The sequence below is a fragment of the Shewanella litorisediminis genome (assembly GCF_016834455.1).
Classification (GTDB): domain Bacteria; phylum Pseudomonadota; class Gammaproteobacteria; order Enterobacterales; family Shewanellaceae; genus Shewanella; species Shewanella litorisediminis.
This window is the reverse complement of the sequence record NZ_CP069213.1, coordinates 3,005,917-3,028,259: the sequence shown is the minus strand read 5'-3', so window position 1 is coordinate 3,028,259 and position 22,343 is coordinate 3,005,917. Positions and strand designations below refer to the sequence as shown.

General features: G+C 53.7%; 25 protein-coding genes. 18 read left to right on the top strand and 7 right to left on the bottom strand.

What is annotated here, in order from left to right; all coding sequences use genetic code 11:
• The first annotated feature begins 67 nt into the window (after positions 1-67).
• Complete coding sequence (locus JQC75_RS13265) at positions 68-553, top strand: YajQ family cyclic di-GMP-binding protein (RefSeq protein ID WP_011760666.1); 486 nt, start codon at positions 68-70, stop codon at positions 551-553.
• Positions 554-566: 13 nt separating this feature from the next.
• Here JQC75_RS13265 and JQC75_RS13260 read toward each other — a convergent pair whose 3' ends face one another.
• The 4 genes from JQC75_RS13260 to JQC75_RS13245 all read right to left on the bottom strand — a co-directional run bounded on the left by JQC75_RS13260 (position 567) and on the right by JQC75_RS13245 (position 3,658).
• On the bottom strand, positions 567-1,967 hold the full coding sequence (locus JQC75_RS13260; RefSeq protein WP_203324544.1) for an AmpG family muropeptide MFS transporter: 1,401 nt from the start codon (positions 1,965-1,967) through the stop codon (positions 567-569).
• A 129-nt stretch (positions 1,968-2,096) separates the two neighbouring features.
• Entirely contained in the window at positions 2,097-2,423 is a 327-nt protein-coding gene (locus JQC75_RS13255) for a hypothetical protein (protein ID WP_011760664.1), read from the bottom strand.
• A gap of 65 nt (positions 2,424-2,488) precedes the next feature.
• Complete coding sequence (locus JQC75_RS13250) at positions 2,489-3,076, bottom strand: peptidylprolyl isomerase (RefSeq protein ID WP_203324543.1); 588 nt, start codon at positions 3,074-3,076, stop codon at positions 2,489-2,491.
• A 21-nt stretch (positions 3,077-3,097) separates the two neighbouring features.
• Positions 3,098-3,658 carry a YajG family lipoprotein gene (locus tag JQC75_RS13245; protein ID WP_203324542.1) on the bottom strand — a complete coding sequence of 187 codons (561 nt, stop codon included), beginning with the start codon at positions 3,656-3,658 and terminating at the stop codon, positions 3,098-3,100.
• Positions 3,659-3,800: 142 nt separating this feature from the next.
• Here JQC75_RS13245 and JQC75_RS13240 point away from each other — a divergent pair, with 142 nt between their 5' ends.
• The 3 genes from JQC75_RS13240 to JQC75_RS13230 all read left to right on the top strand — a co-directional run bounded on the left by JQC75_RS13240 (position 3,801) and on the right by JQC75_RS13230 (position 6,622).
• On the top strand, positions 3,801-4,361 hold the full coding sequence (locus tag JQC75_RS13240; RefSeq protein ID WP_203324541.1) for a porin family protein: 561 nt from the start codon (positions 3,801-3,803) through the stop codon (positions 4,359-4,361).
• Positions 4,362-4,603: 242 nt separating this feature from the next.
• The gene (locus JQC75_RS13235) at positions 4,604-5,635 is read left to right on the top strand and encodes a DUF2804 domain-containing protein (RefSeq protein ID WP_239002011.1); all 1,032 of its coding nucleotides are present in this window, start codon (positions 4,604-4,606) and stop codon (positions 5,633-5,635) included.
• An 87-nt stretch (positions 5,636-5,722) separates the two neighbouring features.
• Entirely contained in the window at positions 5,723-6,622 is a 900-nt protein-coding gene (locus tag JQC75_RS13230) for a sterol desaturase family protein (RefSeq protein WP_203324540.1), read from the top strand.
• 5 nt (positions 6,623-6,627) lie between these two features.
• Here the strand turns inward: JQC75_RS13230 and rimK are convergent, their stop codons facing one another.
• The gene (gene rimK, locus JQC75_RS13225; protein WP_203324539.1) at positions 6,628-7,533 is read right to left on the bottom strand and encodes a 30S ribosomal protein S6--L-glutamate ligase; all 906 of its coding nucleotides are present in this window, start codon (positions 7,531-7,533) and stop codon (positions 6,628-6,630) included.
• Positions 7,533-7,967, bottom strand: coding sequence for an ATP-dependent zinc protease family protein (locus tag JQC75_RS13220; RefSeq protein ID WP_203324538.1), 435 nt, complete (start codon positions 7,965-7,967; stop codon positions 7,533-7,535). Before JQC75_RS13220 ends, rimK begins: the two co-directional genes overlap by 1 nt.
• Positions 7,968-8,097: 130 nt before the next feature.
• Between JQC75_RS13220 and grxB the strand changes: the two genes are divergently transcribed.
• A complete protein-coding gene (gene grxB, locus JQC75_RS13215) occupies positions 8,098-8,748 on the top strand; it encodes a glutaredoxin 2 (protein WP_203324537.1) in 651 nt (216 codons plus the stop codon).
• Between the two features lie 98 nt (positions 8,749-8,846).
• Here the strand turns inward: grxB and JQC75_RS13210 are convergent, their stop codons facing one another.
• Positions 8,847-9,998 carry a methyltransferase gene (locus tag JQC75_RS13210; RefSeq protein ID WP_203324536.1) on the bottom strand — a complete coding sequence of 384 codons (1,152 nt, stop codon included), beginning with the start codon at positions 9,996-9,998 and terminating at the stop codon, positions 8,847-8,849.
• A 91-nt stretch (positions 9,999-10,089) separates the two neighbouring features.
• Between JQC75_RS13210 and JQC75_RS13205 the strand changes: the two genes are divergently transcribed.
• The 13 genes from JQC75_RS13205 (at position 10,090) to nqrE (ending at position 22,312) form a co-directional block, all read left to right on the top strand.
• Complete coding sequence (locus JQC75_RS13205; RefSeq protein WP_203324535.1) at positions 10,090-10,710, top strand: alpha-ketoglutarate-dependent dioxygenase AlkB family protein; 621 nt, start codon at positions 10,090-10,092, stop codon at positions 10,708-10,710.
• Between the two features lie 111 nt (positions 10,711-10,821).
• Positions 10,822-11,349 (top strand): glycine cleavage system transcriptional repressor, encoded by a 528-nt coding sequence (locus JQC75_RS13200; protein WP_203324534.1) that lies wholly within the window; start codon positions 10,822-10,824, stop codon positions 11,347-11,349.
• Positions 11,350-11,404: 55 nt separating this feature from the next.
• Positions 11,405-11,704: a BolA family protein gene (locus JQC75_RS13195; RefSeq protein WP_203324533.1), complete on the top strand. Its 300-nt coding sequence runs from the start codon at positions 11,405-11,407 to the stop codon at positions 11,702-11,704.
• 150 nt (positions 11,705-11,854) lie between these two features.
• The gene (locus JQC75_RS13190; RefSeq protein WP_203324532.1) at positions 11,855-12,361 is read left to right on the top strand and encodes a TRAP transporter small permease subunit; all 507 of its coding nucleotides are present in this window, start codon (positions 11,855-11,857) and stop codon (positions 12,359-12,361) included.
• Positions 12,361-13,722, top strand: a complete 1,362-nt coding sequence (locus JQC75_RS13185; RefSeq protein WP_203324531.1) for a TRAP transporter large permease — start codon at positions 12,361-12,363, stop codon at positions 13,720-13,722. The genes JQC75_RS13190 and JQC75_RS13185 overlap by 1 nt, the downstream gene beginning before the upstream one ends.
• Positions 13,723-13,797: 75 nt before the next feature.
• Positions 13,798-14,847, top strand: a complete 1,050-nt coding sequence (locus JQC75_RS13180; RefSeq protein WP_380796528.1) for a TRAP transporter substrate-binding protein — start codon at positions 13,798-13,800, stop codon at positions 14,845-14,847.
• An 87-nt stretch (positions 14,848-14,934) separates the two neighbouring features.
• Positions 14,935-15,444, top strand: coding sequence for an S-ribosylhomocysteine lyase (luxS, locus tag JQC75_RS13175; protein WP_203324529.1), 510 nt, complete (start codon positions 14,935-14,937; stop codon positions 15,442-15,444).
• 116 nt (positions 15,445-15,560) lie between these two features.
• Positions 15,561-17,363 (top strand): hypothetical protein, encoded by a 1,803-nt coding sequence (locus tag JQC75_RS13170; RefSeq protein ID WP_203324528.1) that lies wholly within the window; start codon positions 15,561-15,563, stop codon positions 17,361-17,363.
• 385 nt (positions 17,364-17,748) lie between these two features.
• On the top strand, positions 17,749-19,083 hold the full coding sequence (locus JQC75_RS13165) for a Na(+)-translocating NADH-quinone reductase subunit A (protein WP_203324527.1): 1,335 nt from the start codon (positions 17,749-17,751) through the stop codon (positions 19,081-19,083).
• Complete coding sequence (locus JQC75_RS13160) at positions 19,083-20,282, top strand: NADH:ubiquinone reductase (Na(+)-transporting) subunit B (RefSeq protein ID WP_203324526.1); 1,200 nt, start codon at positions 19,083-19,085, stop codon at positions 20,280-20,282. Before JQC75_RS13165 ends, JQC75_RS13160 begins: the two co-directional genes overlap by 1 nt.
• A complete protein-coding gene (locus JQC75_RS13155) occupies positions 20,275-21,072 on the top strand; it encodes a Na(+)-translocating NADH-quinone reductase subunit C (RefSeq protein WP_203324525.1) in 798 nt (265 codons plus the stop codon). The genes JQC75_RS13160 and JQC75_RS13155 overlap by 8 nt, the downstream gene beginning before the upstream one ends.
• Entirely contained in the window at positions 21,072-21,698 is a 627-nt protein-coding gene (locus JQC75_RS13150; RefSeq protein ID WP_203324524.1) for an NADH:ubiquinone reductase (Na(+)-transporting) subunit D, read from the top strand. The genes JQC75_RS13155 and JQC75_RS13150 overlap by 1 nt, the downstream gene beginning before the upstream one ends.
• 5 nt (positions 21,699-21,703) lie before the next feature.
• Entirely contained in the window at positions 21,704-22,312 is a 609-nt protein-coding gene (nqrE, locus tag JQC75_RS13145) for an NADH:ubiquinone reductase (Na(+)-transporting) subunit E (RefSeq protein ID WP_203324523.1), read from the top strand.
• Positions 22,313-22,343: the final 31 nt, after the last annotated feature.

The following is a 22,343-nucleotide window of genomic DNA, read 5'->3' as shown; positions in this document are numbered from 1 at the left end:
ACTATGCTCTATTCGGATTGAGGCCCGTTCCGTCAGAGGCCTGTTTTGCTTTTCAAGGGGTTAAAAAATGCCGTCATTTGATATTGTTTCGGAAGTGGATGCCGTAGAGCTGAAAAACGCCGTGGAAAACACCCGCCGGGAGATGGATGGCCGTTTCGATTTTCGCGGAGTTGAGTACAGCGTGGACTTCAAGGATATGGTGGTTATCCTGCGTTCCGAGTCTGATTTCCAGTGTCGTCAGATGGTGGATATCCTTCGGGGTCAGCTTGCCAAACGCAACGTGGATGCCAAGGCCATGGAAGTGGACGACAAGATAGTGCACACAGGCAAAACCTTTGCGCAGAATGTGAAATTCAAGCAGGGCATTGAGCAGGACGTAGCGAAAAAGCTTATCAAGCTCATCAAGGACAGCAAGGTAAAGGTACAGGCGCAAATTCAGGGGGATTCGATTCGGGTCACCGGCAAGAAGCGCGACGACTTGCAGGCCATTATGCAACTGGCCCGCACATCCGAGTTGGGCCAGCCGTTTCAGTTCAATAATTTCCGCGATTGATTCAAGTCCCGGTTCAGTCTGACACCTGCCTGCCCTTTACATCTGCGCGGGCAGGGGGGGACACCTTTTCTACCAGCCACACCAGCAGCAATACCGGCAGACCAATCAGGCTGGCGGTGATGAAAAAGTTCACATAGCCAAAGGCATCGACCCAGGCACCGGAGAAACCGGCAATAAACTTCGGAAACAGCAACATGATAGACGACAGCAGCGCATATTGGGTGGCGCTGTAGCCGCTGCTGGTCAGGCTCGATAAATAGGCGATAAAGGCCGCTGTGGCGATACCGCCACTGAAATTATCGATGGATATTGCCAGCGTCAGCAGCTCCATGTTGTAACCGACCACCGCCTGCCAAGCAAAGAGCAGATTGGTGGTGGCTACCAGGAGCGAGCCCAGAAACAGGATACGCATGGTGCCGTATTTCGCCAGCAAAACGCCCCCGAAGGCGGCGCCCACCAGGGTCATGATAAGGCCATACACCTTGCTCAAAAAGGCAATTTCCTCTTTGGAAAAGCCCATGTCCACATAAAACACATTTGCCATAATCCCCATGACTATGTCTGAAATCCGGTAGCAGGAAATCAGCGCCAATATCAGGATGGCACTCTTGCCGTAGCGTTTGAAAAAATCGATAAAGGGCGCGGCGACTGCGTTATAAACCCAGGATAAGGCCGCGGCCGTGCGGGGAGAGTATTTCTCGCTGAGGCGCTCACGCATCTCGGCTTCCATGGCGTCGGCGCGTCCCTGGTCGACGGCGGGCTCTTTGGCGTACAGGGTGGTTATCACTCCAATCAGCATCAGGGCCGCCATCACCATGTAGGCGGTTTGCCAGGATGCGAGCCGGTATCCATCGGCTTCCGGCGCGACCCAGGCAGCAATGGTCAGGGCTCCTGCGGTGGCAATAATCATGGCCGAGCGATAGCCAATTTGATAAGCAGCCGCCAAGGCCGCCTGCATCTCCTGGGGGGCAGATTCAATGCGAAAGGCATCTATCACTATGTCCTGCGTTGCCGAGGCAAAAGCCACCATCAGGGCGCACACCGCCATGTAGGTGAGGCTGTCCTTGGGGTCGCTGCTGGCCATGCCTGCTATCGCGGCAATCAGCATCAATTGGGCGAACAACATCCAGCCCCTGCGCCGCCCAAAGAGTTTAGAGAACACCGGCAGCGGCATGCGGTCCACCAGTGGGGACCAGAGCCACTTGAAGGCGTACAGAATGGCAATCCAGCTGAAATAGCCGATGGCCGTGCGATCGACACCGGCTTCACGCAGCCAGAATGACAGGGTAGAAAACACCAGCATCAGGGGTAAACCGGCGGAGAACCCCAGAAACAGCATCACCAGCACCCGACGATGGCGGTATACCTCCAGAAGATCCCAGAGTCTGATTAAGGCAGCGGTAGGTAAATACATTATGGTCGGACTGGCGAAAAGGGGCTCTAGAATAACTTACTTTGCCAAGCCCGGGTCAAGCGGATTGGCAAAAGTTAATCCGCTGACCGCATAAAAAAGACCCGCCATTGGCGGGTCTTGGGGACAGAGTCAGGATGCTGGTCGTACACCGATGCAGCCGCCCGGGATCTGACCGCCAATGCTCAGGTAATCACAGCAGTCCTGTAGCTGCTTTCGCAGAAAAAGATTGCCGCGAAGCACCCAAACGGGCCAGCGGTCAAAGCAGTGCATCAGATGCCAAAACACCCTTTCAGTGTCAGACTGCGCTTCACCCTGGGGTGACAACTGTTGCCACTCCTCGAGGGTATCCCATAAATACAGCTGGATTTCGCGATAATCGAGCTGATCACTCAAGAACGCTCTTCCATACTGAGCCAATTGGGGCGCTTTGCTATCGATGAAATCCGTTGGTGTCATCGTATCGCCTCCTTGTTTTGCCATCTGAGTATAGCCAGCTTTAGAGTGCTGACTCAAAACACAGTTTATTTTCTTGGCAACAATTTGGCTGACTTGAGCACGATTTGGGTTACAGGTACATCGGGCCAGTTGAGTTTGCTGTTGTGCTCTGTGGGCACCACCGCCATGGCTTCCAAAATTTCGCGTCCTTCAACCACTTCTCCAAATACGGCATAGCCCCAGCGGCGCTTGGAAGGGTCTAGCTTGGTGTTGTCCGCCACGTTGAAGTAGAACTGGCGGGTGGCTGAATGGGGATTATTCTCCCTTGCCATGGCGATGGTGCCAAAGGCGTTGGACAGGCCATTGCCAGACTCGTTTACGATAGGCGCCGACTCGGGCAGCTCCTCCAGTTTGGGGTTAAGGCCACCGCCCTGCACCACAAACTCCGGAATAATGCGGTGAAATATGGTGTTGTCGTAATCGCCTTTCACAACGTAAGTCAGGAAGTTATCCACGGTTATTGGCGCGCGGGTGCGGTCGAGTTCCACCACGATTTTGCCCATGGTGGTGTGCATTTCAACCTGGGGATAGAGGTTGTCTGGCTGAATGTCCACTTTGGCCGCCAGAGTCATGTTTGACATACCCAGCATCAGGGCTGCGATGATCCATTTCATTGATGGTTTCCTTTTTCGTTGTTATTGCGTCAGAAATTGGGTCAGTTCGGGGTCGTTGACTATGTCGCCGGCAAGCTGGGTGATGAGCTTATTCATTTCCAGCTCCAGGGTGGCCAGATCCAGGCTGAGCGGTCCCTTCATGGTGCCTTTAGCGGTGTAGCGCTTGCTGAACAGCTGCTGTTCGTTACGGGCATAGGCACTGATGATAATTTCGTTGGCGGCCTCGTAACCCAGCAAGGTTTCATTGATATCTGACTGTAAACGTTCCAATTTCAGCTCAAGCACGTTGGTGGCGGCCGGGTCTAGCTGAAAGCCTTTATTACTGAAAGACTGGCGGAAGAGATTGCCCAGCTGAATCACGGGCGACTCACCCGTGCCCAGCAGTTTGGCAGGCTCATCCCCTTTGGTGATACGCACGGCGTTGTTGGTGCTTCTGGCATCCTGAGTGCTCAAGGCAATGCGCCCACTGGCGCTGCTGGCAATGGCGGGAGCATCGGGGCTCAGTGCCAGGTAATTGGAAGGGCTGCCCGCGCAGCCGCTGAGGGTCAGAATGGCAGTCAATACGGCTAAGGATTTCTTCATCTTGGATCCAATACGAGACAAAAGTGGCATCAGAATACCAGATTTGTTCGCCATCGCCAGTCAATGAAATCCAGTTCAGGAACCATTCAGTTTGTCTCTGGCATGCTCGTTTTGCTAATCGCATCCAATCATAGGGAAATCAATGAAACTATTCAGTTTAAGTGTAATGAGTACACTGATAGCGATGGGTATTGCCAGTGCTGAAGTACGGGCTGAAGTCAGCCCTCACATCGCAGGGGTTAATCTGGGCTACGGTACTCAGGAATATGAAAGCCGTGATGGTGAGCACTGGGATGCCGGTGACGGATTCAAGTACGATATCTGGTACAGATATATGCTGAGCAGTCATTGGGGCATGGAACTCAGCTATGGCCAGGGGACTGGCGGTGCCTACAGCGCCATGTTCGATGTAATGTCGGATGTGAGAGAGCTTGAGTACTCCAACTACCGGGCCGCAGTGTATGGCCAATACAATTTCTCCCGTGGCAACAGCGTCTATGCCAAAGCGGGGATGGCCTTTTCCAATATCACATACGATCTGGATGACTCCCGCATCAAAGAAGACGCCGAAGGCTTTTTTGGCGCGGTCGGCTGGCAGCACAGATTCCACTCTGGTTTTGGACTGGGGGTTGAGTACCAGTACACAGATTTGAAACAGCTCGAAGTGCAGAGCGTTAATATCGCCTTTTCCTGGCAGTTTTGATGATTGTTGGCAGACCTGGCTGTTTCGACGTTGATAGCGCCCTCCTTTGAGGGCGTTTTTGTCTGTGACCGGTGCGGCTGCTTATTGGGTCAGGTGATGCCCTTGGCCGCCAGCGAGGCGCACACAAGGGTGTTTTTACAAATCAGTAACGCCGGGCTTTAATCTGCCGACAATCGGCGTTAGAGTAAAAAACCAAAAAAAGAATAAATCGCACGATGGAACATTCAACAAGCACACCGGGGATGACCAATTCAGCCACATTCAAAACCTTGGGGATCCAGGATTGCCTGATGGCCGCAGGGCGCCCGCGCTTTGGTCACTTCGATGGCCCGGTGGCGTCTTTGGGGCTGGATAGCTTTATCCTGACCAACGAGATGGATAAGCCTGCCTCCCGCTTACAACGTCATTTTGGTTATAAACAGTTCGAGTTTATCGCCGTCAACACCCCCAATTACCTGATAGGCATCGCCCTGGCTGATATCCGCTATCTCGGCAGCGGCTTTTGCTACGTCTACGATAAAAGCAAAAACCGTGTGTATGAGAAGCACTGGATAAGGCCACCGGGCAGCTTTACCCTTGGCCCTTCGCCGGTGTCGGCTTCCAGCTCCATGGCTGGGGTCAGCATAAACCGTCGGGATGGACTCTGGTCGGTGGCGCTGGATTTGGTGCTGGACGGCCTGCCACTCAAGGCCGAGTTGCAGCTTGAGGCATTGCCGCTTTCGCTGCCAATGGCACTTTGCAGCCCCACTGGCTACAGCGGCTGGACTTACACCCAAAAGCACAATGCCTTGAATGTGAAAGGCAGCCTTTACATCAACCATGAGCCTCAACCTCTTGGGCGGGCTTTGGCGGGGTACGATTTCTCCGCAGGCTACATGCGACGGGAAACCAGCTGGCGCTGGACCTCCATCAACGCCCATGTCGGGGGCAGCATTCTGGGGCTAAATATTGCCGCCGGGGTAAATGAAACCGGCAGCAGCGAAAACGTGCTTTGGCTCGATGGGGTGCGTAAACACTTGGGGTCTGTGCATTTCGAGTTTGACCGCAGTCAGGCAGAGCGTGGTCGCTGGCATTTGTGGTCTGAGCGGGACGAGCTTGAACTCGATTTCAGACCATTGGCCAGCCGCTCTGAGCGGCTTAACCTGATGCTGCTGAAAAGTAACTTCCGCCAGTATCAGGGGCAATTTTCTGGATGGGTGAGGGACGTGGACGGCCGTAAAGTCAGCCTGGATGGCGTGCTCGGTCTCACCGAAGATCATTTTGCCAAGTGGTAAGTGGCCACTGCATCAAGATTAAAAGCATAAGAATAATAAGTTGTCCTGAGGCGGAAGCGCTTTTGGACACAGACAACAGGGAAGACAATGAACCTCGACAAGCTAATCGCCCACCCGGAGCTGCTGCTGATAGTGTTGGCGCCGATTTTTTTTCTGTGTATGGCATTGGAGTTTGTGGTCGCCAACGTGCGTAAACGCCTGCCGGAAAATGCCAGGTACAGCAAGGCAGAGCTCTTGTGCAACCTCAGCCTGGCGGGAATGCACCAGGCTGCCGATCTGCTCTGCGGATTTCTGATTGCCAAACTTTACCTGTATTTCTTCGGCTGGCGGCTCTTTGATATTGAAATGAATGGGCTGAATTTTGTGTTGCTGCTGCTGGCACAGGATTTTTGCTATTACTGGTTCCACCGTTGCAGCCACCGCTGCCGCTGGATGTGGGCTGCACATGTGGCCCATCACAGCTCAGAAAACATGAACTTTTCCACCGCATTCAGACAAAGCCTGATGTATCCGCTGGCGGGAATGTGGATATTCTGGATCCCCCTGGTCGTGATAGGTTTCGACCCCGCCTGGGTGGTGTTTGCGGTGCTGGCGAGCCTTGGATTTCAGTTTTTTGTGCACACCCAGCTGGTGGACAAGCTCGGGCCACTGGAGTGGGTATTCAATACCCCGAGTCACCACCGGGTACATCACGGCTCAAACCCCCAATACATAGATAAAAACTACGCCGGTGTGCTCATCATTTGGGACAGGCTGTTTGGCACCTTCGTAAAAGAAGAGGAAACCGTGCGCTACGGTATCACCAAACCAGTTAACAGCATGAACCCGCTTACTGTCACCTTCAGCGAATGGCATGATATGTTCAGGGATGCGATGGCGCCCGGGCTCAGCCTGAGTGAACGTTGGCGTCAGCTTTTTGCGCCACCTTCCGGTGCCACCGACCCCTGTGACATTGACGAGGTTAAGCCAAGGGCTGACGGGGTTTGACCGACTCAGCCCGTGCCTCGGGTTTTGGTATTGTGGTGGGTTTGATGAGCTTCGATAAAGCCGATTATTTTGCTGGCTACGTCTATGCCGGTCGCTTCCTCAATGCCCTTGAGGCCGGGTGAAGAATTCACCTCCATCACCAGAGGGCCATGCAGTGAGCGCAGTATGTCGACCCCGGCCACATTCAGCCCTGTGGTTTTTGCCGCACGCACTGCGGTGGAACGTTCCTCCGGCGTCAACTTGACCAGGGTGGCTGTGCCACCCCGATGCAGATTTGAGCGAAATTCTCCGGCAATGGCCTGGCGTTTCATGGCAGCGATAACCTTATCCCCAATCACGAAGCACCTTATGTCTGCTCCACCGGCTTCGGCTATATATTCCTGCACCATGATGTTGGCCTTTAGCCCCATAAAGGCTTCGATCACGCTTTCCGCTGCCTTGCGGGTTTCGGCCAGCACCACGCCTATGCCCTGAGTGCCCTCCAGTAATTTAATGACGCAGGGGGCTCCACCTACCATCTGCAGTAAATCCGGGACATCCGCCGGCTTGCTTGCAAAGCCTGTTACCGGCAAACCGATGTTTTTGCGTGACAGGAGTTGCAGCGAACGCAGTTTGTCTCGGGAACGGGTGATGGCTACCGACTCGTTCAGGGGCTGTACTCCCATCATTTCAAATTGACGCAGTACTGCGGTGCCGTAGAAGGTAATTGAAGCGCCAATGCGTGGGATCACAGCATCGAATCGCGGCAGTACTTGTCCCTTTGCGTGTATGCTGGGTGATTTCATATTGATGTTCATGTAGCAGGTCAACGGATCGATGACCATGACCTCATGGCCTCTTTGTTGGCTCGCTTCCACCAAGCGGGTGGTGGAATAAAGATTTTTGTTACGGGATAGAATGGCAATTCGCATCAGTCTACTCCTGTTAAATAGGAAGCCGACGGATCAACCAGAAAATGTCCATCGAGGGCTCTTCTCCCGAGTAACATTCGAAAACGCATGTTGTCGCGGCGGCTCAGCGTCAACTCCAGTTCAAACCGATGTGGACCCAATACCAGGCAAGTTTTGATCACGTATCTCAATTGTGTATGGCCACCTGAGTCAGTGACCAGACGTCTGTCATGGACCGGAAACTCACAACGTACCGTGCGGGAGGACTTCTGATCCGGATGTAGCCAGATTTCAACCCACTTAACCTTGTTACGGTAAAAAGGCTTGATTTTAAAGGCGTGCAGACAAGAGGTTTTTGCGCCGGTATCTATCTTGATTTTGACTCTTTCATAGCCAATCTCCGGAAGTACGCCCCATTCACGCCAGCCGATGACCGGAAGTGAAGCTGCGACCATGGTTCATCCTGTTAGAAGAAACGTGCACAGTTAAAGATAGTTGATTGAGCCGGATCTCGCCCCCTATACCCCTGGCTTGAAAATCAGGTAAGCTTCTGGCCATTCGACCAAAGCGTGCCGAGGAAACTCAATGAAGCTGTTTGTGTTTGAACATTGTCCCTATTGTGTTCGCGCCATGATGGCAGCGGGCTATAAGGGCATTGCGCTGGAAAAAGTCATACTGCAAAACGATGATGTGGACAGCCGCATTCGTATGGTCGGTGCCAATATGGTGCCCATTCTGCAAAAAGATGACGGCAGTTATATGGCAGAGAGTCTGGATATTGTTGCCTATCTCGATGCGGTGGGTGGTGAAGCTTTGCTGAAACCTGCGGAGCATGAGCAGCATATCGCCGCCTGGTTGGATAAGGCCGCTTACTACAGCAGTCGATTGCTGCATCCACGCAATGTGCGGCTCGGTTTACCCGAATATGGCTCTGAAGCCGCCGTCCGCTGGTACACCGAAAAGAAAAGTGCCCTGATAGGCATGAGCTTCGACGAGGCCTTTGCCGCGTCGGCAGAGTACATGGCTGCACTGGAGCCATTGTTTGGCGAACTGGATTTTATGCTGCTGCCAAGCGAGCGTAATAACCAGTTGGGATACGACGATATCCTGCTTTTCCCCGTGCTGAGAAACCTCACCGCAGTGAAAGGGCTTAACTATGGTGAGCACATCCGTCGCTATGTAGATGAAGTGGCAGAGCTCACTGGCGTCGCTCTGTTTGACGGTATAGCGATATAGCGGCTGCGGGCTTCTGCAACGTCATTCGATAATAAAAACGCCCCATTCAGGGGCGTTTTTTTCGATTTTATACTTTGTTTTGTCAGCAAAGGCTGGCGCTATTTAACGGCTTGCAAAATCACAAATTTGCCGTTGCTGGCGATGGTTTTGCAATTGCCAAACAAGCGCTTGAGTTTGATGTGATAGCCAAGGTGGCGGTTGCCCACGATATGCAGTAAGCCGCCGGGCTTCAGCACTCGCCTGGCATCGTTGAACATCTGCCAGGCGATATGGTCGGTAATGGCCTCACCCTGATGAAACGGTGGATTGCAGAGCACCAAATCCGCTTGAACCTCACTGAGCAGGTGGCTTAAACAATCATCCCAGATAAATTCGGCGCGGCTTGTATCCAGGCCATTGAGTGCCCAGTTCCGGCGTGCGCTTTCCACCGCCATGGCCGACTCATCCGCCAGATAGAGCCTGGCATCCGGGTAGCTCTGGGCCGCCTTCAGCCCCAGCGCGCCATTGCCGCAGCCAAGGTCGATAACCGAGGTAAACTGCCCCTGCGGCAGGTGTTCCATCATCAAGCGGGCGCCAATGTCCAGTTTGCTGGCCGCGAACACGTTACTCAAATTGGTTACTTGTAATCCGTGCTCAGGCACATCCCACATACTGGGTTTTGGGGCGGGACGTGGGCTGCCATCGGCAACTATGGTGATGACGCGGGTCTTCTTCCAGGTGAGGCTGGCGGTTGCCGGGCCCACAGCTTTGGCAATCAGGGCCAGCAGCGACTGATTGATGTGCTTGGCTTTTGCTCCCAACAGAATCACATCCCCAGCCTTCAGGGTCTGGCTCAGCTGGCTTAAGGTATCGGCCAGGAAGTTTAGATTCTTGGGCAGCTTCATCAGGATTTGCCTTCCTTGGGCGTTGCGGCCAATGTCGGTGCAGTCCTGATAATCGACGTTGGTGTTTGCGAGCCCATTGGCAGCCAGGTTTGCCTTACAGCCCAAATGCGCGGTGCGGCCATCGGCAGCAAAGACGATGTCCGCATCGGGTTTAACGGCGGCAAGGGCGCAGGTAAGGGCACCAAAGCTGTCATTAATCACCAGAATTTTGTTTGCCAAATCGGCGTTGGACTCTTCCAGGTATTTCAGCAGGTGTTCGTCGGCGGCATCCCATGCTTGCAGGTTGGGATCGCTGGTGGTTGGAAACCTGTGCAGGTCCAGCTCACACGGGTTACCGGAAAGGAATGCTGAAAATCGGGTCGTCATATGTCAGAGTATCTCTTCAGTGGGGGCGCGATTATCGCAAATTGTCGCGCCGCTTGCGACTCTTCCTGTTACCTCAAGCATAGGAGCAGATGTGACCAATCAGCTTGAACTCACATTGGCGGGTGCAAAGGGGGCAAAGTCAGAGCCGCCTGTCAGCCATGTACCGGCCTTTCTGAGCCCCCGTCAACAGGCGCTGCTGATGGCAGAGGCCGCCGATTATCCCTTCGAGTCGCCAGAGATTAAAGTCTATGGCAAGTGGCACCCCATACCCCGGCAGCAGGTGTGGTTTGCCGATGAAGGCTGCGCCTACCGCTACTCTTCTTTACTTATTTCTCCCAAACCCTGGCCCCATTACTTGATGCGGCTCAAGCAGGCGCTTGAGGGGCATTGTGGCACTGGCTTTAACGGTTGCCTCGTTAATCATTATCGCGGCGGAGAAGATGCCATGGGATTTCATGCCGACGATGAGCCAGAGCTTGTGGAAGACGCCCTCATTGCCATCGTCTGCCTGGGCGCTACCCGCCCCTTGCTGATGCGCCGTCGTCTGGATGGTCTGCGTTGCCGGGTGCTCTTACAAAGTGGCGACCTGTTGCTGATGCATCCCCCCATGCAGTCTACCTGGGAGCACGCCATTCCCCGCAGCCAAAAAAAACTGCCTCCACGGATAAGCTTCACCTTCAGAAACCTTAAGCCTTATTTTCACGGCCGCTGATTGCCGCGGGCTCAACCTGACAACCTGAACTGTGCACTCAACCACAGACCCGGACACCTGCCCCAAGTAGAGTGAGTACATCACCCTGAGGTGTTTCAAGGAGGCGTGTCCATGAAAATTCAGTTTATTGCCACCGTCGTGGGGCCACTCGGTCCGGACGTGCTCAAATCCCTGGCAGCGGTCAGCCGCGAGCAGGGCGCTGAGTGGCTTTCAAGCAAACTCATTATGCTGGACGGCCAATTTGCGGCCATGATGAAAGTCAGCATCGAAGACGATAAAGAGGCCGCCCTGAGGGATTGTCTGGCCCGTGAATTTCCCACCCTTGGGTTTGTGTATGCGCCGGTTGCCGCGGTGGAAGGGCCCGTGCAGCAGATTGAGTTGGAACTTGACTGTAACGACAGACCCGGATTGACCCGGGATGTGAATGACGTTCTGGCCAATCTTGGCGTCTGTGTGTCGCGTATGGAAAGCCATCGGGTGCAGGTCACGAGCCTTGGGCGCACTCTGTTTAACGCCAGCTTATCTGTTGCCCTACCGCCTGAGATGGACATTGCGACACTGACCTCGGCGCTGGAAGCGGTGGAGCCTAACGCCAGGGTCCATTATCGGGAATCGGCCTTGGCGGCACACAGGGTTTGATCTTTAACCCGGGCGGCGCTAATCTGCCGCCAATTGCCATTACCGGAACACTGCTATGTCTGTTGCCGATATTATTTCTGCAAAGCTGAATGATGCCTTTGCGCCCACGCATCTTGAAGTGATAAACGAAAGCTATATGCACAATGTGCCCAAGGGTTCAGAAACCCATTTCAAGGTGGTCATCGCCAGTGATAGCTTCGAGGGACAGCGTCTGATTGGCCGTCACCGTGCCGTGAATGCGGCACTTTCCGAAGAGCTTGCCAACGGGGTTCACGCCCTGTCGATGTTCACTTATACGCCCACAGAGTGGCAGGACATGGATGCTGTACCAGCGTCGCCCAAATGTCGGGGCTGACGTCTTTGGTGTTCGCTGTTACAACACCCGCCTTTGGCGGGTGTTTTATTTTTCACTCCCTGCCATGGGCGTTGCCGGTTTCCTCGTTGTAGGATTTCTGTTATCAATAGGTTGCACTGATAACAATAACGATATAACTACAGCGTAATTATGGGAAAACTGATTGGATTTTTGGATGGGATAACCGAGGCCGTCGGCAGGCTGGTGGGTTGGTTTACCCTTGGCATGGTGCTGATGACCCTTGCGGTGGTGGTGCTCCGTTATGCCTTTGCAACCGGTGCCACTGCGCTACAGGAAACCGCGCTTTATCTCCATGGTGCCGTGTTTACTCTGGCCGCGGGTTTTACCCTCAAACGGGATGCCCATGTGCGGGTTGACGTGTTTTATCGTCAGTGCAGCGAGCGCACCCGCCATTGGATTGATTTTGTCGGTACTCTATTGTTTTTATTCCCCTTATCTCTCGCTATCGGTATCTACTGCTTTGACTATGTGATCAATGCCTGGCGGATCGGTGAAAGCTCGGCCGAGGCCGGTGGCCTGCCCTGGGTATACCTGCAAAAGTCCCTGCTGCTGGGGCTGTGCGCCAGCTTGATATTGCAGGGGCTGTGCGACCTTTACCGTCATGGCAAGGCGCTCTTTGGCAGGGAGGCTTGCTGATGGCGCTGCTGCTGTTTCTGATCATTTGTCTGGTCTTGATGTTGGGCTACCCGGTGGCACTGACACTCGGTGGCGTGTCTTTCTTGTTTGCCTTGGTCGCCAGCTTTTTCGGCGCCTTCGATATGGGGCTGTTTGGCCTGCTGCCCAATCGCATTTTCGGCATTATGAATAATCAAATTCTGATGGCGGTGCCGCTGTTTGTGTTTATGGGCGTCGTGCTCGAAAAGTCGCGGATTGCCGAGCAGTTACTCACCACCATGGGGGAACTCTTGGGGCGCTTTCGTGGCGGCCTGATTTTCAGTGTGTTTTTTGTTGGGGTCTTGCTCGCGGCGAGTACCGGCATTGTCGGCGCCACCGTGGTTACCATGGGGTTGATGTCGCTGCCAACCCTGCTTAAACGCGGTTACAGTCCGGCGTTCAGCGCCGGAGCCATCTGCGCCACCGGCACTCTGGGGCAAATTATTCCTCCGTCCATCGCGCTGGTGCTGCTGGGGGATGTGTTGTCAAACGCTTACCAGCAGGCGCAGTTAAAGATGGGCATTTTTAATCCCAAGTCTGTGTCTGTGGGGGATCTCTTTGCCGGTGCCCTCATTCCCGGTTTGCTGCTGGTGAGCCTGTATATGCTCTACACCCTGTTTCGCTTATGGCGCTCACCGGCAGATTTTGGCAGTGTCACCGAGCAGGAGGTGGAGCCTGCGTCACTGGCCAAGGTGATTTCAGCTTTGCTGCCGCCGCTACTGCTTATTTTTCTGGTACTGGGTTCCATTCTTGCCGGTATCGCGACCCCAACAGAGGCGGCGTCAGTGGGGGCGGCAGGTGCGCTGGTGATTGCGCTCCTCAAGCGGCAGCTGAGCGTCTTGGCTCTGAAGGAAGTGATGCAAAGCACGGTTAAAATCACCTCCATGGTGTTTTTGATCCTGATTGGTGCCTCTGTGTTTTCGCTGGTTTTCAGGGGACTTGGCGGGGAAGAGCTTATTCATCATCTGTTTGCCAACATGCCCGGTGGTGTGGTGGGTGCCATGTTGCTGGTGATGACGGTTATCTTTGTGCTCGGTTTTATCCTGGATTTTATCGAGATCACCTTTGTGGTGGTGCCTCTGGTTGCGCCAATCTTGCTTGCCATGGGGCTCGACCCTGTGTGGCTTGGGATTATGATAGCCCTCAATCTGCAAACCTCGTTTTTGACACCGCCCTTTGGTTTTGCCCTCTTCTATTTAAGGGGTGTCAGTGGCGACACTGTCTCGAGCGGACAGATTTATCGTGGGGTGATCCCGTTTGTCATCCTGCAATTACTGATGTTGATATTGCTTGGCATTTGGCCGGCACTTGCCACCTGGCTGCCGTCGGTTTTGTATGGCTAATCATGTTCCGGCCTGAATAATGGAGTTAAGGAAATGCAAATAAAAATAGGACTTTGCCTCTTGATGGCAGCGAGTATGCTGCCCGGCTGCAATGGCGATAAACAGGCTGTTGAAGCGGCGCAGCCATCCACCGCCAAGACCATAGAGTGGAAGCTGGCAACCTCCTGGCCCAAGAACTTTCCCGGGCTTGGTACAGCGCCGGAGCACTTTGCCGTGATGGTGGATGAAATGTCCGCAGGGCGTCTCAAAATCAAGGTGTATGGGGCAGGGGAGTTGATGCCGGCACTGGAAGTGTTTGATGCGGTCAGCCAGGGCTCGGTGCAGATGGCCCACAGCGCCTCCTATTATTGGAAAGGCAAGGCGCCTGCGGCGCAGTTTTTCACTTCCATTCCCTTCGGGCTCAATGCCCAGGAAATGAATGGCTGGCTCACCTATGGGGGTGGTCAGGAGCTTTGGGAAGAAGTGTATGCCCCTTTCGGTATTCTCCCTATGCCGGGCGGTAACAGCGGCGTGCAGATGGGCGGGTGGTTTAACAAGGAAATCAACAGTATTGAAGACCTCAAAGGGCTTAAGATGCGTTTGCCGGGCCTCGGGGGTGAAGTGCTCAAGCGCCTGGAAGGGGTGCCCGTAACCCTGCCGGGGCGAGAGCTCTATACCGCTATGCAAACCGGTGCCATCGACGCCACCGAATGGGTAGGACCTTACAACGATTTGGCCTTTGGTCTGCACAAGGTGGCCAGGTACTACTATTATCCGGGCTGGCATGAGCCGGGTACCACCCTTGAGTTTATGATTAACAAAGAAGCCTTTGAAAAGCTTCCCAGGGATCTGCAGGCGATAGTGAAGATAGCAGCCAAGGCGACCAATCAGGATATGCTGGATGAATACACGGCACGTAACGTAGGTGCGCTGGATTCTCTGGTGAATGAGCATGGTGTTGTGCTAAAGCAGTTTCCCGAAGAAGTCATGACTCAGCTCAGAAAGGTGTCAGCCGAGGTGATTACCGAGCAATCGAGCCAGGATCCCTTGATGAAAAAAGTGAATGATGCCTACCGTAAATACGAAGCAGGGGTGAGAAAGTACCATCTGATTTCTGAGGACGCGTACCGCCGATTACGCGAATGAGTTTTGGTGGCCCGGCTTTGATGCTATGCTTGCGTCACTTTGCACCACCCAATTTGTGCCCCGAAACAGAAGGGGCTGGAGAGCACCATGCCATTATTGGACAGTTTTACCGTTGATCATACCCGCATGAACGCCCCGGCCGTGCGCGTGGCCAAGACCATGAGCACCCCAAAAGGTGACACCATCACAGTGTTTGACCTGCGTTTTTGTGCCCCCAACAAAGATATTCTCAGCGAGCGTGGTATCCATACTCTGGAACACCTGTTTGCCGGTTTTATGCGTGATCATCTCAATGGTGACGACGTCGAAATTATTGATATCTCTCCCATGGGCTGTCGCACCGGTTTTTACATGAGCCTGATTGGCGAACCGGCTGAAAAACGCGTTGCAGATGCCTGGCTTGCGGCCATGGAAGACGTGTTGAATGTGGCCGATCAAAAGGCGATTCCTGAGCTGAATGAATACCAGTGCGGGACCTTTGAGATGCACTCATTGTCACAGGCGCAGGACATTGCCAAAGCAGTGATTGGTGCCGGGATCAGTGTGAACCGCAACGACGAACTCACATTGTCTGACGAAATTTTGCACAAACTCTGATTTCTCTGACAGAACGTCAAAAAAGCGGCGCCAGCCGCTTTTTTTTCGTCTAAAATCATCCATGTCACAAAAAAATTACAATAAGCCACCCAAGGTGGCAATTCCGGGATGAATGGATGAAACAAACCCCTGCGCTTGCTGGCTGCCTATTGATGGGCGTTGCAAGTACTTCAGGTTGGGCGAGTGAAGTTACAGCGCCCGATACCACTCCTTTCTTTTTAGAGCGACTCGGGTTGAATACCCCGTCAGCACTGCCACTTTACCCTTCCGGCCTGATGGTCGGGCGGGGGCATGTGTTTGGCGAAAGTCGCTTTCTTCATGGCGACAGCCACGCCACCGTCCCCAACTTTATGGGCATATCCCTCGCTGCCGCGCCCTATATTGCCCCCGGTGTTTGGCTCGATGCAGGTCGTTTCGGTGTTGAGGCAATGGAAAATTGTGCGTCAATCAGCGGGGCCGAGCTTGCTTGTGGCACTCAAGGCGCTGGCAATTACCTGGTTCCCGCCATAGGCACTAATGCTAATTCCATTGGGCTTGAGGCGCGGGATGATAAATCCGGTGGCCTCATCGCTGGGTTTGCCTCCCGTAACGATGCTCTGGATATGAGCTTTGCCGGCAGTCACCTGCGACGTGAAGAGGGCAGCGACTGGCTGGTACCCACCAAAGATACCGAAGTCTTCGTTGGACTTGGGGCCTCGAGCTTGCCGGGGGCCAGAAAAAAGCAGCGCACCGAGCTCTCATGGTTATATAAGGACAACACATCGGCGATGCCCGGCAGTGAGTTTGTGCAGAAAAGTGACAGGCAGCGGCTGCAGCTCAGTCACAGCGCACAAACCGGCGATAGTCGCCGTACCGACACCCGGCTGTTTTATCAGGAAACCGGGTTTCGCACCTTCCTGGCGGATATGACGGCGATGCCTGCTTCTCAGGATAAGTATCCGGGGGACTTCAGCGGCAAACTTGGTGACAGCCAGTTTCATACCTATGGGATTGTCAGTGAAAGCCTTGACAGATTTGGCTCCCACGCCATCGGCTACCGCCTTGCTTATCAAAGGGATGGAGCCGATTATTTGCTTGCAGATGAGATCATCAGCGACAGTGCCAGCGTGCTTGACCTCGGTGTCCGGGCTCGTTTTGGCTTTGATTGGTTAGACATTGATATGGATGCTCTGTGGCGCCGCGCCGATTTGGCCCGTGACAGCGGCGAAGCGGGCACTGACTTCAGGGCTGAGGGCTGGCACTACGGTGTCGGCCTGTGGTTTGCCGACGAGCGCATTGCCTTGAGGGGAGAGCATCGATTTGCCCCGCCATCACCCGGTAATCTCGAGGCCTTATCCCAAAGCGCTGATCACCTGCGATTAACGGCCCGTTGGCCCCTGGGCGACTTGCAGTTGCACGGGGAGCTTTGGTATCAGACCTTTGATAACTTACATTTTGATTGTACGGAATATTCTGACTGCGAGACGGTTCGCGGTGTATCTCAGTTCAATGCCGGCGAGGTGGATGCCGAGGGGCTGAGTCTTGGGCTTCAGTGGTCAGGGCAACTTGGCATGGTGAAGATGCCCCTGTCTATCCAACTGGAAGAGAATCGTACTCGCTTTGCCTCGGGCGCTTGTCTCGAACAGGTTGACTTTTGCTGGCAGGAAGGTGACAGGGTGCCCTGGCAACCGGAGCGGCAGGTCACACTTGCCATGGGGATGGAGGCAGGTGAGTGGTCACTCTCGGTGACCGGCCGTGACAGTGAATTTGCCGATGAGAACCAGCGCCGAATTGATGTCAGTATCAACTGGCAACGGGGCGCCCATCAGGTGTATCTCAGAGGTGATAATGTGTCTGCCGAGCCTGTGTCAATGCCTACCGACTTTGGTCCAATGTCGGGTGAGGTTTTAGTCAGTCTGGGGTATCGCTGGCACGGTTGAATCACCGACCTTATTGTCCCTCAATTTGTTTATGCCCCTCTTAGGATACTAAGCGGTTTCATTTCGTTTTTATGGTTTAAAGTTTTTGTTTATCAATGAAATAAGTTTTTTGTTGCGACATTTTTTTAAATCTGTCACGGCGACACAAAAGCTGGCAGGAAAACCTTCAAATTCACCGCAAACAGGCGCTCGGGAAGTTTGAAATCACTTATAATTTTCGTGGCGATGGCAGGGCGTTTGGGGTAAAATGCGCGCGACCAGCGTGATTGCGATCGCATTTCTGTGATTAATCTGCGCCAGCTCAACGCTAACGGTGTTGTTTAAAACCGGGTGCCCCGCAGGAACGCGGCGCTTTGTCTTTCCTTCAAACGTAGTGCATGTGGATATGATTACAATTAAGAAAGGATTGGATTTGCCCATTGCGGGTGGTCCAGAGCAAGTTATCCATGATGGCCCAGCCATTAAACACGTAGCTACATTGGGTGAAGAGTATATTGGCATGCGTCCTACCATGAGAATCAAGGTAGGCGACAAGGTAGCCAAGGGTCAGGTGATTTTTGAAGACAAAAAGAATCCTGGCGTAAAATATACGGCTTTGGCCAGTGGTACTGTTACTGAAATTAACCGGGGTGCCAAGCGTGTGCTTCAGTCTGTGGTGATCGAAATCGAAGGCAACGACGCCGTTGCATTTGACAAATTCGATGCCGCCCAGCTGGACAGCTTGAGTGCCGAGCAAGTAAGAAACAACCTGATCGAATCAGGTATGTGGACCGCCCTGCGTACCCGTCCTTTCAGCAAGGTGCCTGCAGTGGACGCGTCTCCTGCCGGTATCTTTGTTACTGCTATTGATACCAACCCTCATGCAGCCGATCCCGCTCTGGTGATCGCCGAGCATAAAGAAGACTTTGCCAATGGCCTCAAGGTGCTGGCAAAGCTGACTGAGGGCAAGGTTTATCTGTGTAAGGCCTCTGGTGCCGATATCCCTGCCGCAAATGCCGAAGTGCATGAGTTTGGTGGTGTGCACCCTGCTGGTCTGCCAGGTACCCATATCCACTTTATTCTGCCTGCTTCTGCAAAGCGTACCGTGTGGCATGTTGGCTATCAGGATGTGATTGCCATTGGCCAGCTGTTTACCACAGGTGAACTGAACAACAACCGCGTTATCTCTGTTGCCGGTCCGAAAGCCGTTAAGCCTCGTCTGGTGCGTACTCTGCTGGGTGCCAGCATTGAGACCCTGACAGCCGGTGAAGTGGGTGAAGGCAAGGTGCGCAAGGTGTCTGGTTCTGTGCTGAATGGCCGCACTGCCACTGGTCCTCACGCCTATCTGGGTCGTTACCACCTGCAGGTTAGCCTGTTGGAAGAAGATACAGAGAAAGAGTTCATTGGCTGGATTTTGCCAGGCTCGAACAAATTCTCCATCACCCGTGCCTTCCTGGGTCACCTGTCCCCAAGTCGTCTGTTCAATATGACCACCAGTACTGGCGGTTCAGACCGCGCCATGGTGCCAATCGGTAGCTACGAGCGTGTCATGCCTCTGGATATTCTGCCAACCATGCTGCTGCGTGACCTGGTATCCGGTGATGTGGACGGCGCTGTTGCCCTGGGTGCACTGGAGCTGGATGAAGAAGATTTGGCACTGTGTACCTTTGTATGCCCAGGCAAGTATGACTACGGTTCCTATCTGCGCGGTTGCCTGGATACGGTTGAGAGGGAAGGCTGATGAGCTTGAAAGATTTTCTTGAGCGTATTGAACCGCAATTTGAAAAAGGCGGTAAATACGAGAAGTGGTATGCCCTGTATGAAGCGGCCGCCACTATTTTCTATACGCCAGGTCTGGTGAACAAGGGCAAGACCCACGTTCGCGATAACCTCGACCTCAAGCGTATGATGATCACCGTGTGGGCCTGTGCCTTCCCGGCGATGTTTGTTGGTATGTACAACGTAGGTCTGCAGGCTCAGCTGGCGCTGGCTGCTGGCTTCGGTACCCCTGATGTATGGCAGGTTAGCCTGTTCGGTATCCTCGGCACTGAGCTGACTGCCGATTCCGGTTGGGCCACCCTGATGTGGTACGGCGCCTGTTTCTTCCTGCCTATTTATGCCGTGACCTTCGCCGTCGGCGGTATCTGGGAAGTATTGTTCGCCATGGTGCGCGGCCACGAAGTGAACGAAGGTTTCTTCGTAACTTCGATTCTGTTCGCCCTGACCCTGCCTGCCACTATCCCGCTGTGGATGGTTGCGCTGGGTATCACCTTCGGTGTGGTGGTTGCCAAGGAAGTGTTCGGTGGTACCGGACGTAACTTCTTAAACCCTGCGCTGGCCGGTCGTGCCTTCCTGTTCTTTGCCTATCCGCTGAACATGTCCGGTGACACCAGCTGGGTTGTGGCTGATGGTTTCTCCGGTGCAACCCACCTGAGCCAGGCTGCTACCGGTACTCTGGAGTACGGTCTGAATCAGGATTGGTGGAATGCCTTCTTCGGCTTTATCCCAGGTTCTGTGGGTGAAGTTTCGACTCTGGCTATTCTGCTGGGCGGTTTGGTTATCATCTATACCCGTATCGCTTCCTGGCGCATCGTGGGTGGTGTGATGGTCGGTATGATTGCCGTTTCCATGCTGCTGAACCTTATCGGTTCTGACACCAACCCCATGTTCGCCATGCCTTGGTACTGGCATCTGGTACTGGGTGGTTTTGCCTTCGGTATGATGTTTATGGCAACCGACCCTGTGTCTGCCTCTTTCACCAACCAGGCCAAGTGGGCCTACGGTATCCTGATCGGTGCCATGGCGGTGTTCATTCGTGTGATCAACCCAGCGTTCCCTGAAGGTATGATGTTGGCCATTCTGTTTGCCAACCTGTTTGCGCCACTGTTCGACCATTTCGTGGTACAGGCAAATATCAAGCGGAGGATTGCCCGTGGCTAAGAATAAAGATTCGTTCGGAAGAACGCTGTTTATCGTTGTTGGCCTGTGCCTGGTGTGCTCGATTTTCGTATCGACCGCAGCCGTATTACTGCGCCCAACCCAGCAGGAAAACAAGCTGCTGGATAAGCAAAAGTACATTCTCGAAGCCGCTAACCTGGTAGACACCAAGGGCGGTAACGTGACCAAGGCTGACATCCTGGCGACCTACGACAAGTATGTAGAAGCCCGTGTGGTAAACCTCAAGAGTGGCGAGTTTGTTGATGGCGTGGATGGCAATACCTTTGATCAGGAAAAAGCTGCCCGCGATCCAAAAACCTCTTCCAAGCCAGAGAACGATATCGCTTCTATCAAGCGTGTACCTGATCAGGCTGTGGTGTATCTGGTACGTGATGATGCCGGTGCCCTCAAGACTGTGATCCTGCCTGTAAAAGGTTATGGCCTGTGGTCTACCATGTTTGCCTTCCTGGCATTGGAGCCGGATCTGAACACCATTCAGGGTCTGGTTTACTACGACTTCACAGGTTCAGGTGAAACGCCTGGCCTGGGTGGCGAAGTTCAGAATCCAAAATGGAAAGCGCTGTGGCACGGCAAAAAGCTGTACGACGAGCAGGGTAAGCTGGCTATCAGCGTAACCAAAAACCCAGCAGTGGCTGCTTCTGTACACGGCGTTGATGCCCTGTCCGGTGCGACTCTGACCAGTAACGGTGTTCAGCACTCGCTGACGTTCTGGCTGGGTAAAGAAGGTTTTGCGAGTTTCATTGAAAAAGCACGCAACGGAGGGCTGAGCTAATGGCCAACGAACTGAAAAAGGTTCTGACCGGACCTATTATCAATAACAACCCGATTGCGCTGCAGATCCTCGGTGTTTGTAGTGCGCTGGCAGTTACCAGCAAACTGGAAACTGCCATTGTGATGACCCTGGCGCTGACCGCGGTAACCGCGTTCTCGAACCTGTTCATCTCCATGATCCGTAACCACATTCCAAGCAGCGTACGTATTATCGTACAAATGGCGATTATCGCCTCGCTGGTAATCGTGGTTGACCAGGTGTTGCAGGCTTATGCCTACGACGTGGCTAAGCAGCTGTCGGTATTCGTGGGCCTTATCATCACCAACTGTATCGTGATGGGCCGCGCCGAAGCCTACGCCATGAAGACGCCTCCAATGATGAGCTTCATGGACGGTATCGGTAACGGTCTGGGTTACGGCGCTATCCTGCTTTCTGTTGGCTTCGTACGTGAACTGTTCGGTAACGGTTCTCTGTTCGGCGTAGAGATCCTGTCCAAGATCTCTGACGGCGGCTGGTACGCGCCCAACGGTATGCTCCTGCTGCCACCGAGTGCGTTCTTCCTGATCGGTATCCTGATTTGGATCATCCGCACCTATAAGCCTGAGCAAGTTGAAGCAAAAGGATAAGGTCAATGGAACATTATATCAGTCTGTTAATCCGCTCTGTTTTCATTGAAAACATGGCCCTGTCCTTCTTCCTCGGCATGTGTACCTTCCTGGCCGTATCCAAGAAGGTGAAAACTGCCATGGGCCTGGGCGTTGCTGTTATCGTGGTACTGGCGATTTCTGTACCCGCTAACCAAATCATCTATCAGGGCATTCTGGCGCCTGGCGCACTGGCATGGGCCGGTGTTCCAGAGGCAGATCTCAGCTTCCTGAAGTTCATCACCTTTATCGGTGTTATTGCTGCTCTGGTTCAGATCCTCGAGATGGCGTTGGATAAGTACTTCCCTCCGTTGTACAACGCGCTGGGTATCTTCCTGCCACTGATCACGGTGAACTGTGCAATCTTCGGTGCCGTGGCCTTTATGGTTGAGCGTGACTACAACCTACCTGAATCGCTGGTTTATGGTATCGGCTCAGGTATTGGTTGGGCTCTGGCCATCGTGCTGCTGGCGGGTATCCGTGAGAAGATGAAGTACGCCGATGTACCTGACGGTTTGCGTGGTCTTGGTATCACCTTTATCACCGCTGGCCTGATGGCGCTGGGATTCATGTCGTTCTCTGGTGTGTCCCTGTAAGGGGCACCTCAAGAAGGCTGTTAAGTAAAGG

Coding starts and splice junctions, on each gene's coding strand:
- JQC75_RS13265 (WP_011760666.1), top strand. CDS start 68: ATGCCGTCATTTGATATTGTTTCGGAAGTGGATGCCGTAGAGCTGAAA.
- JQC75_RS13260 (WP_203324544.1), bottom strand. CDS start 1,967: ATGTATTTACCTACCGCTGCCTTAATCAGACTCTGGGATCTTCTGGAG.
- JQC75_RS13255 (WP_011760664.1), bottom strand. CDS start 2,423: ATGACACCAACGGATTTCATCGATAGCAAAGCGCCCCAATTGGCTCAG.
- JQC75_RS13250 (WP_203324543.1), bottom strand. CDS start 3,076: ATGAAATGGATCATCGCAGCCCTGATGCTGGGTATGTCAAACATGACT.
- JQC75_RS13245 (WP_203324542.1), bottom strand. CDS start 3,658: ATGAAGAAATCCTTAGCCGTATTGACTGCCATTCTGACCCTCAGCGGC.
- JQC75_RS13240 (WP_203324541.1), top strand. CDS start 3,801: ATGAAACTATTCAGTTTAAGTGTAATGAGTACACTGATAGCGATGGGT.
- JQC75_RS13235 (WP_239002011.1), top strand. CDS start 4,604: ATGACCAATTCAGCCACATTCAAAACCTTGGGGATCCAGGATTGCCTG.
- JQC75_RS13230 (WP_203324540.1), top strand. CDS start 5,723: ATGAACCTCGACAAGCTAATCGCCCACCCGGAGCTGCTGCTGATAGTG.
- rimK (WP_203324539.1), bottom strand. CDS start 7,533: ATGCGAATTGCCATTCTATCCCGTAACAAAAATCTTTATTCCACCACC.
- JQC75_RS13220 (WP_203324538.1), bottom strand. CDS start 7,967: ATGGTCGCAGCTTCACTTCCGGTCATCGGCTGGCGTGAATGGGGCGTA.
- grxB (WP_203324537.1), top strand. CDS start 8,098: ATGAAGCTGTTTGTGTTTGAACATTGTCCCTATTGTGTTCGCGCCATG.
- JQC75_RS13210 (WP_203324536.1), bottom strand. CDS start 9,998: ATGACGACCCGATTTTCAGCATTCCTTTCCGGTAACCCGTGTGAGCTG.
- JQC75_RS13200 (WP_203324534.1), top strand. CDS start 10,822: ATGAAAATTCAGTTTATTGCCACCGTCGTGGGGCCACTCGGTCCGGAC.
- JQC75_RS13195 (WP_203324533.1), top strand. CDS start 11,405: ATGTCTGTTGCCGATATTATTTCTGCAAAGCTGAATGATGCCTTTGCG.
- JQC75_RS13190 (WP_203324532.1), top strand. CDS start 11,855: ATGGGAAAACTGATTGGATTTTTGGATGGGATAACCGAGGCCGTCGGC.
- JQC75_RS13185 (WP_203324531.1), top strand. CDS start 12,361: ATGGCGCTGCTGCTGTTTCTGATCATTTGTCTGGTCTTGATGTTGGGC.
- JQC75_RS13180 (WP_380796528.1), top strand. CDS start 13,798: ATGCTGCCCGGCTGCAATGGCGATAAACAGGCTGTTGAAGCGGCGCAG.
- luxS (WP_203324529.1), top strand. CDS start 14,935: ATGCCATTATTGGACAGTTTTACCGTTGATCATACCCGCATGAACGCC.
- JQC75_RS13170 (WP_203324528.1), top strand. CDS start 15,561: ATGAAACAAACCCCTGCGCTTGCTGGCTGCCTATTGATGGGCGTTGCA.
- JQC75_RS13165 (WP_203324527.1), top strand. CDS start 17,749: ATGATTACAATTAAGAAAGGATTGGATTTGCCCATTGCGGGTGGTCCA.
- JQC75_RS13160 (WP_203324526.1), top strand. CDS start 19,083: ATGAGCTTGAAAGATTTTCTTGAGCGTATTGAACCGCAATTTGAAAAA.
- JQC75_RS13150 (WP_203324524.1), top strand. CDS start 21,072: ATGGCCAACGAACTGAAAAAGGTTCTGACCGGACCTATTATCAATAAC.
- nqrE (WP_203324523.1), top strand. CDS start 21,704: ATGGAACATTATATCAGTCTGTTAATCCGCTCTGTTTTCATTGAAAAC.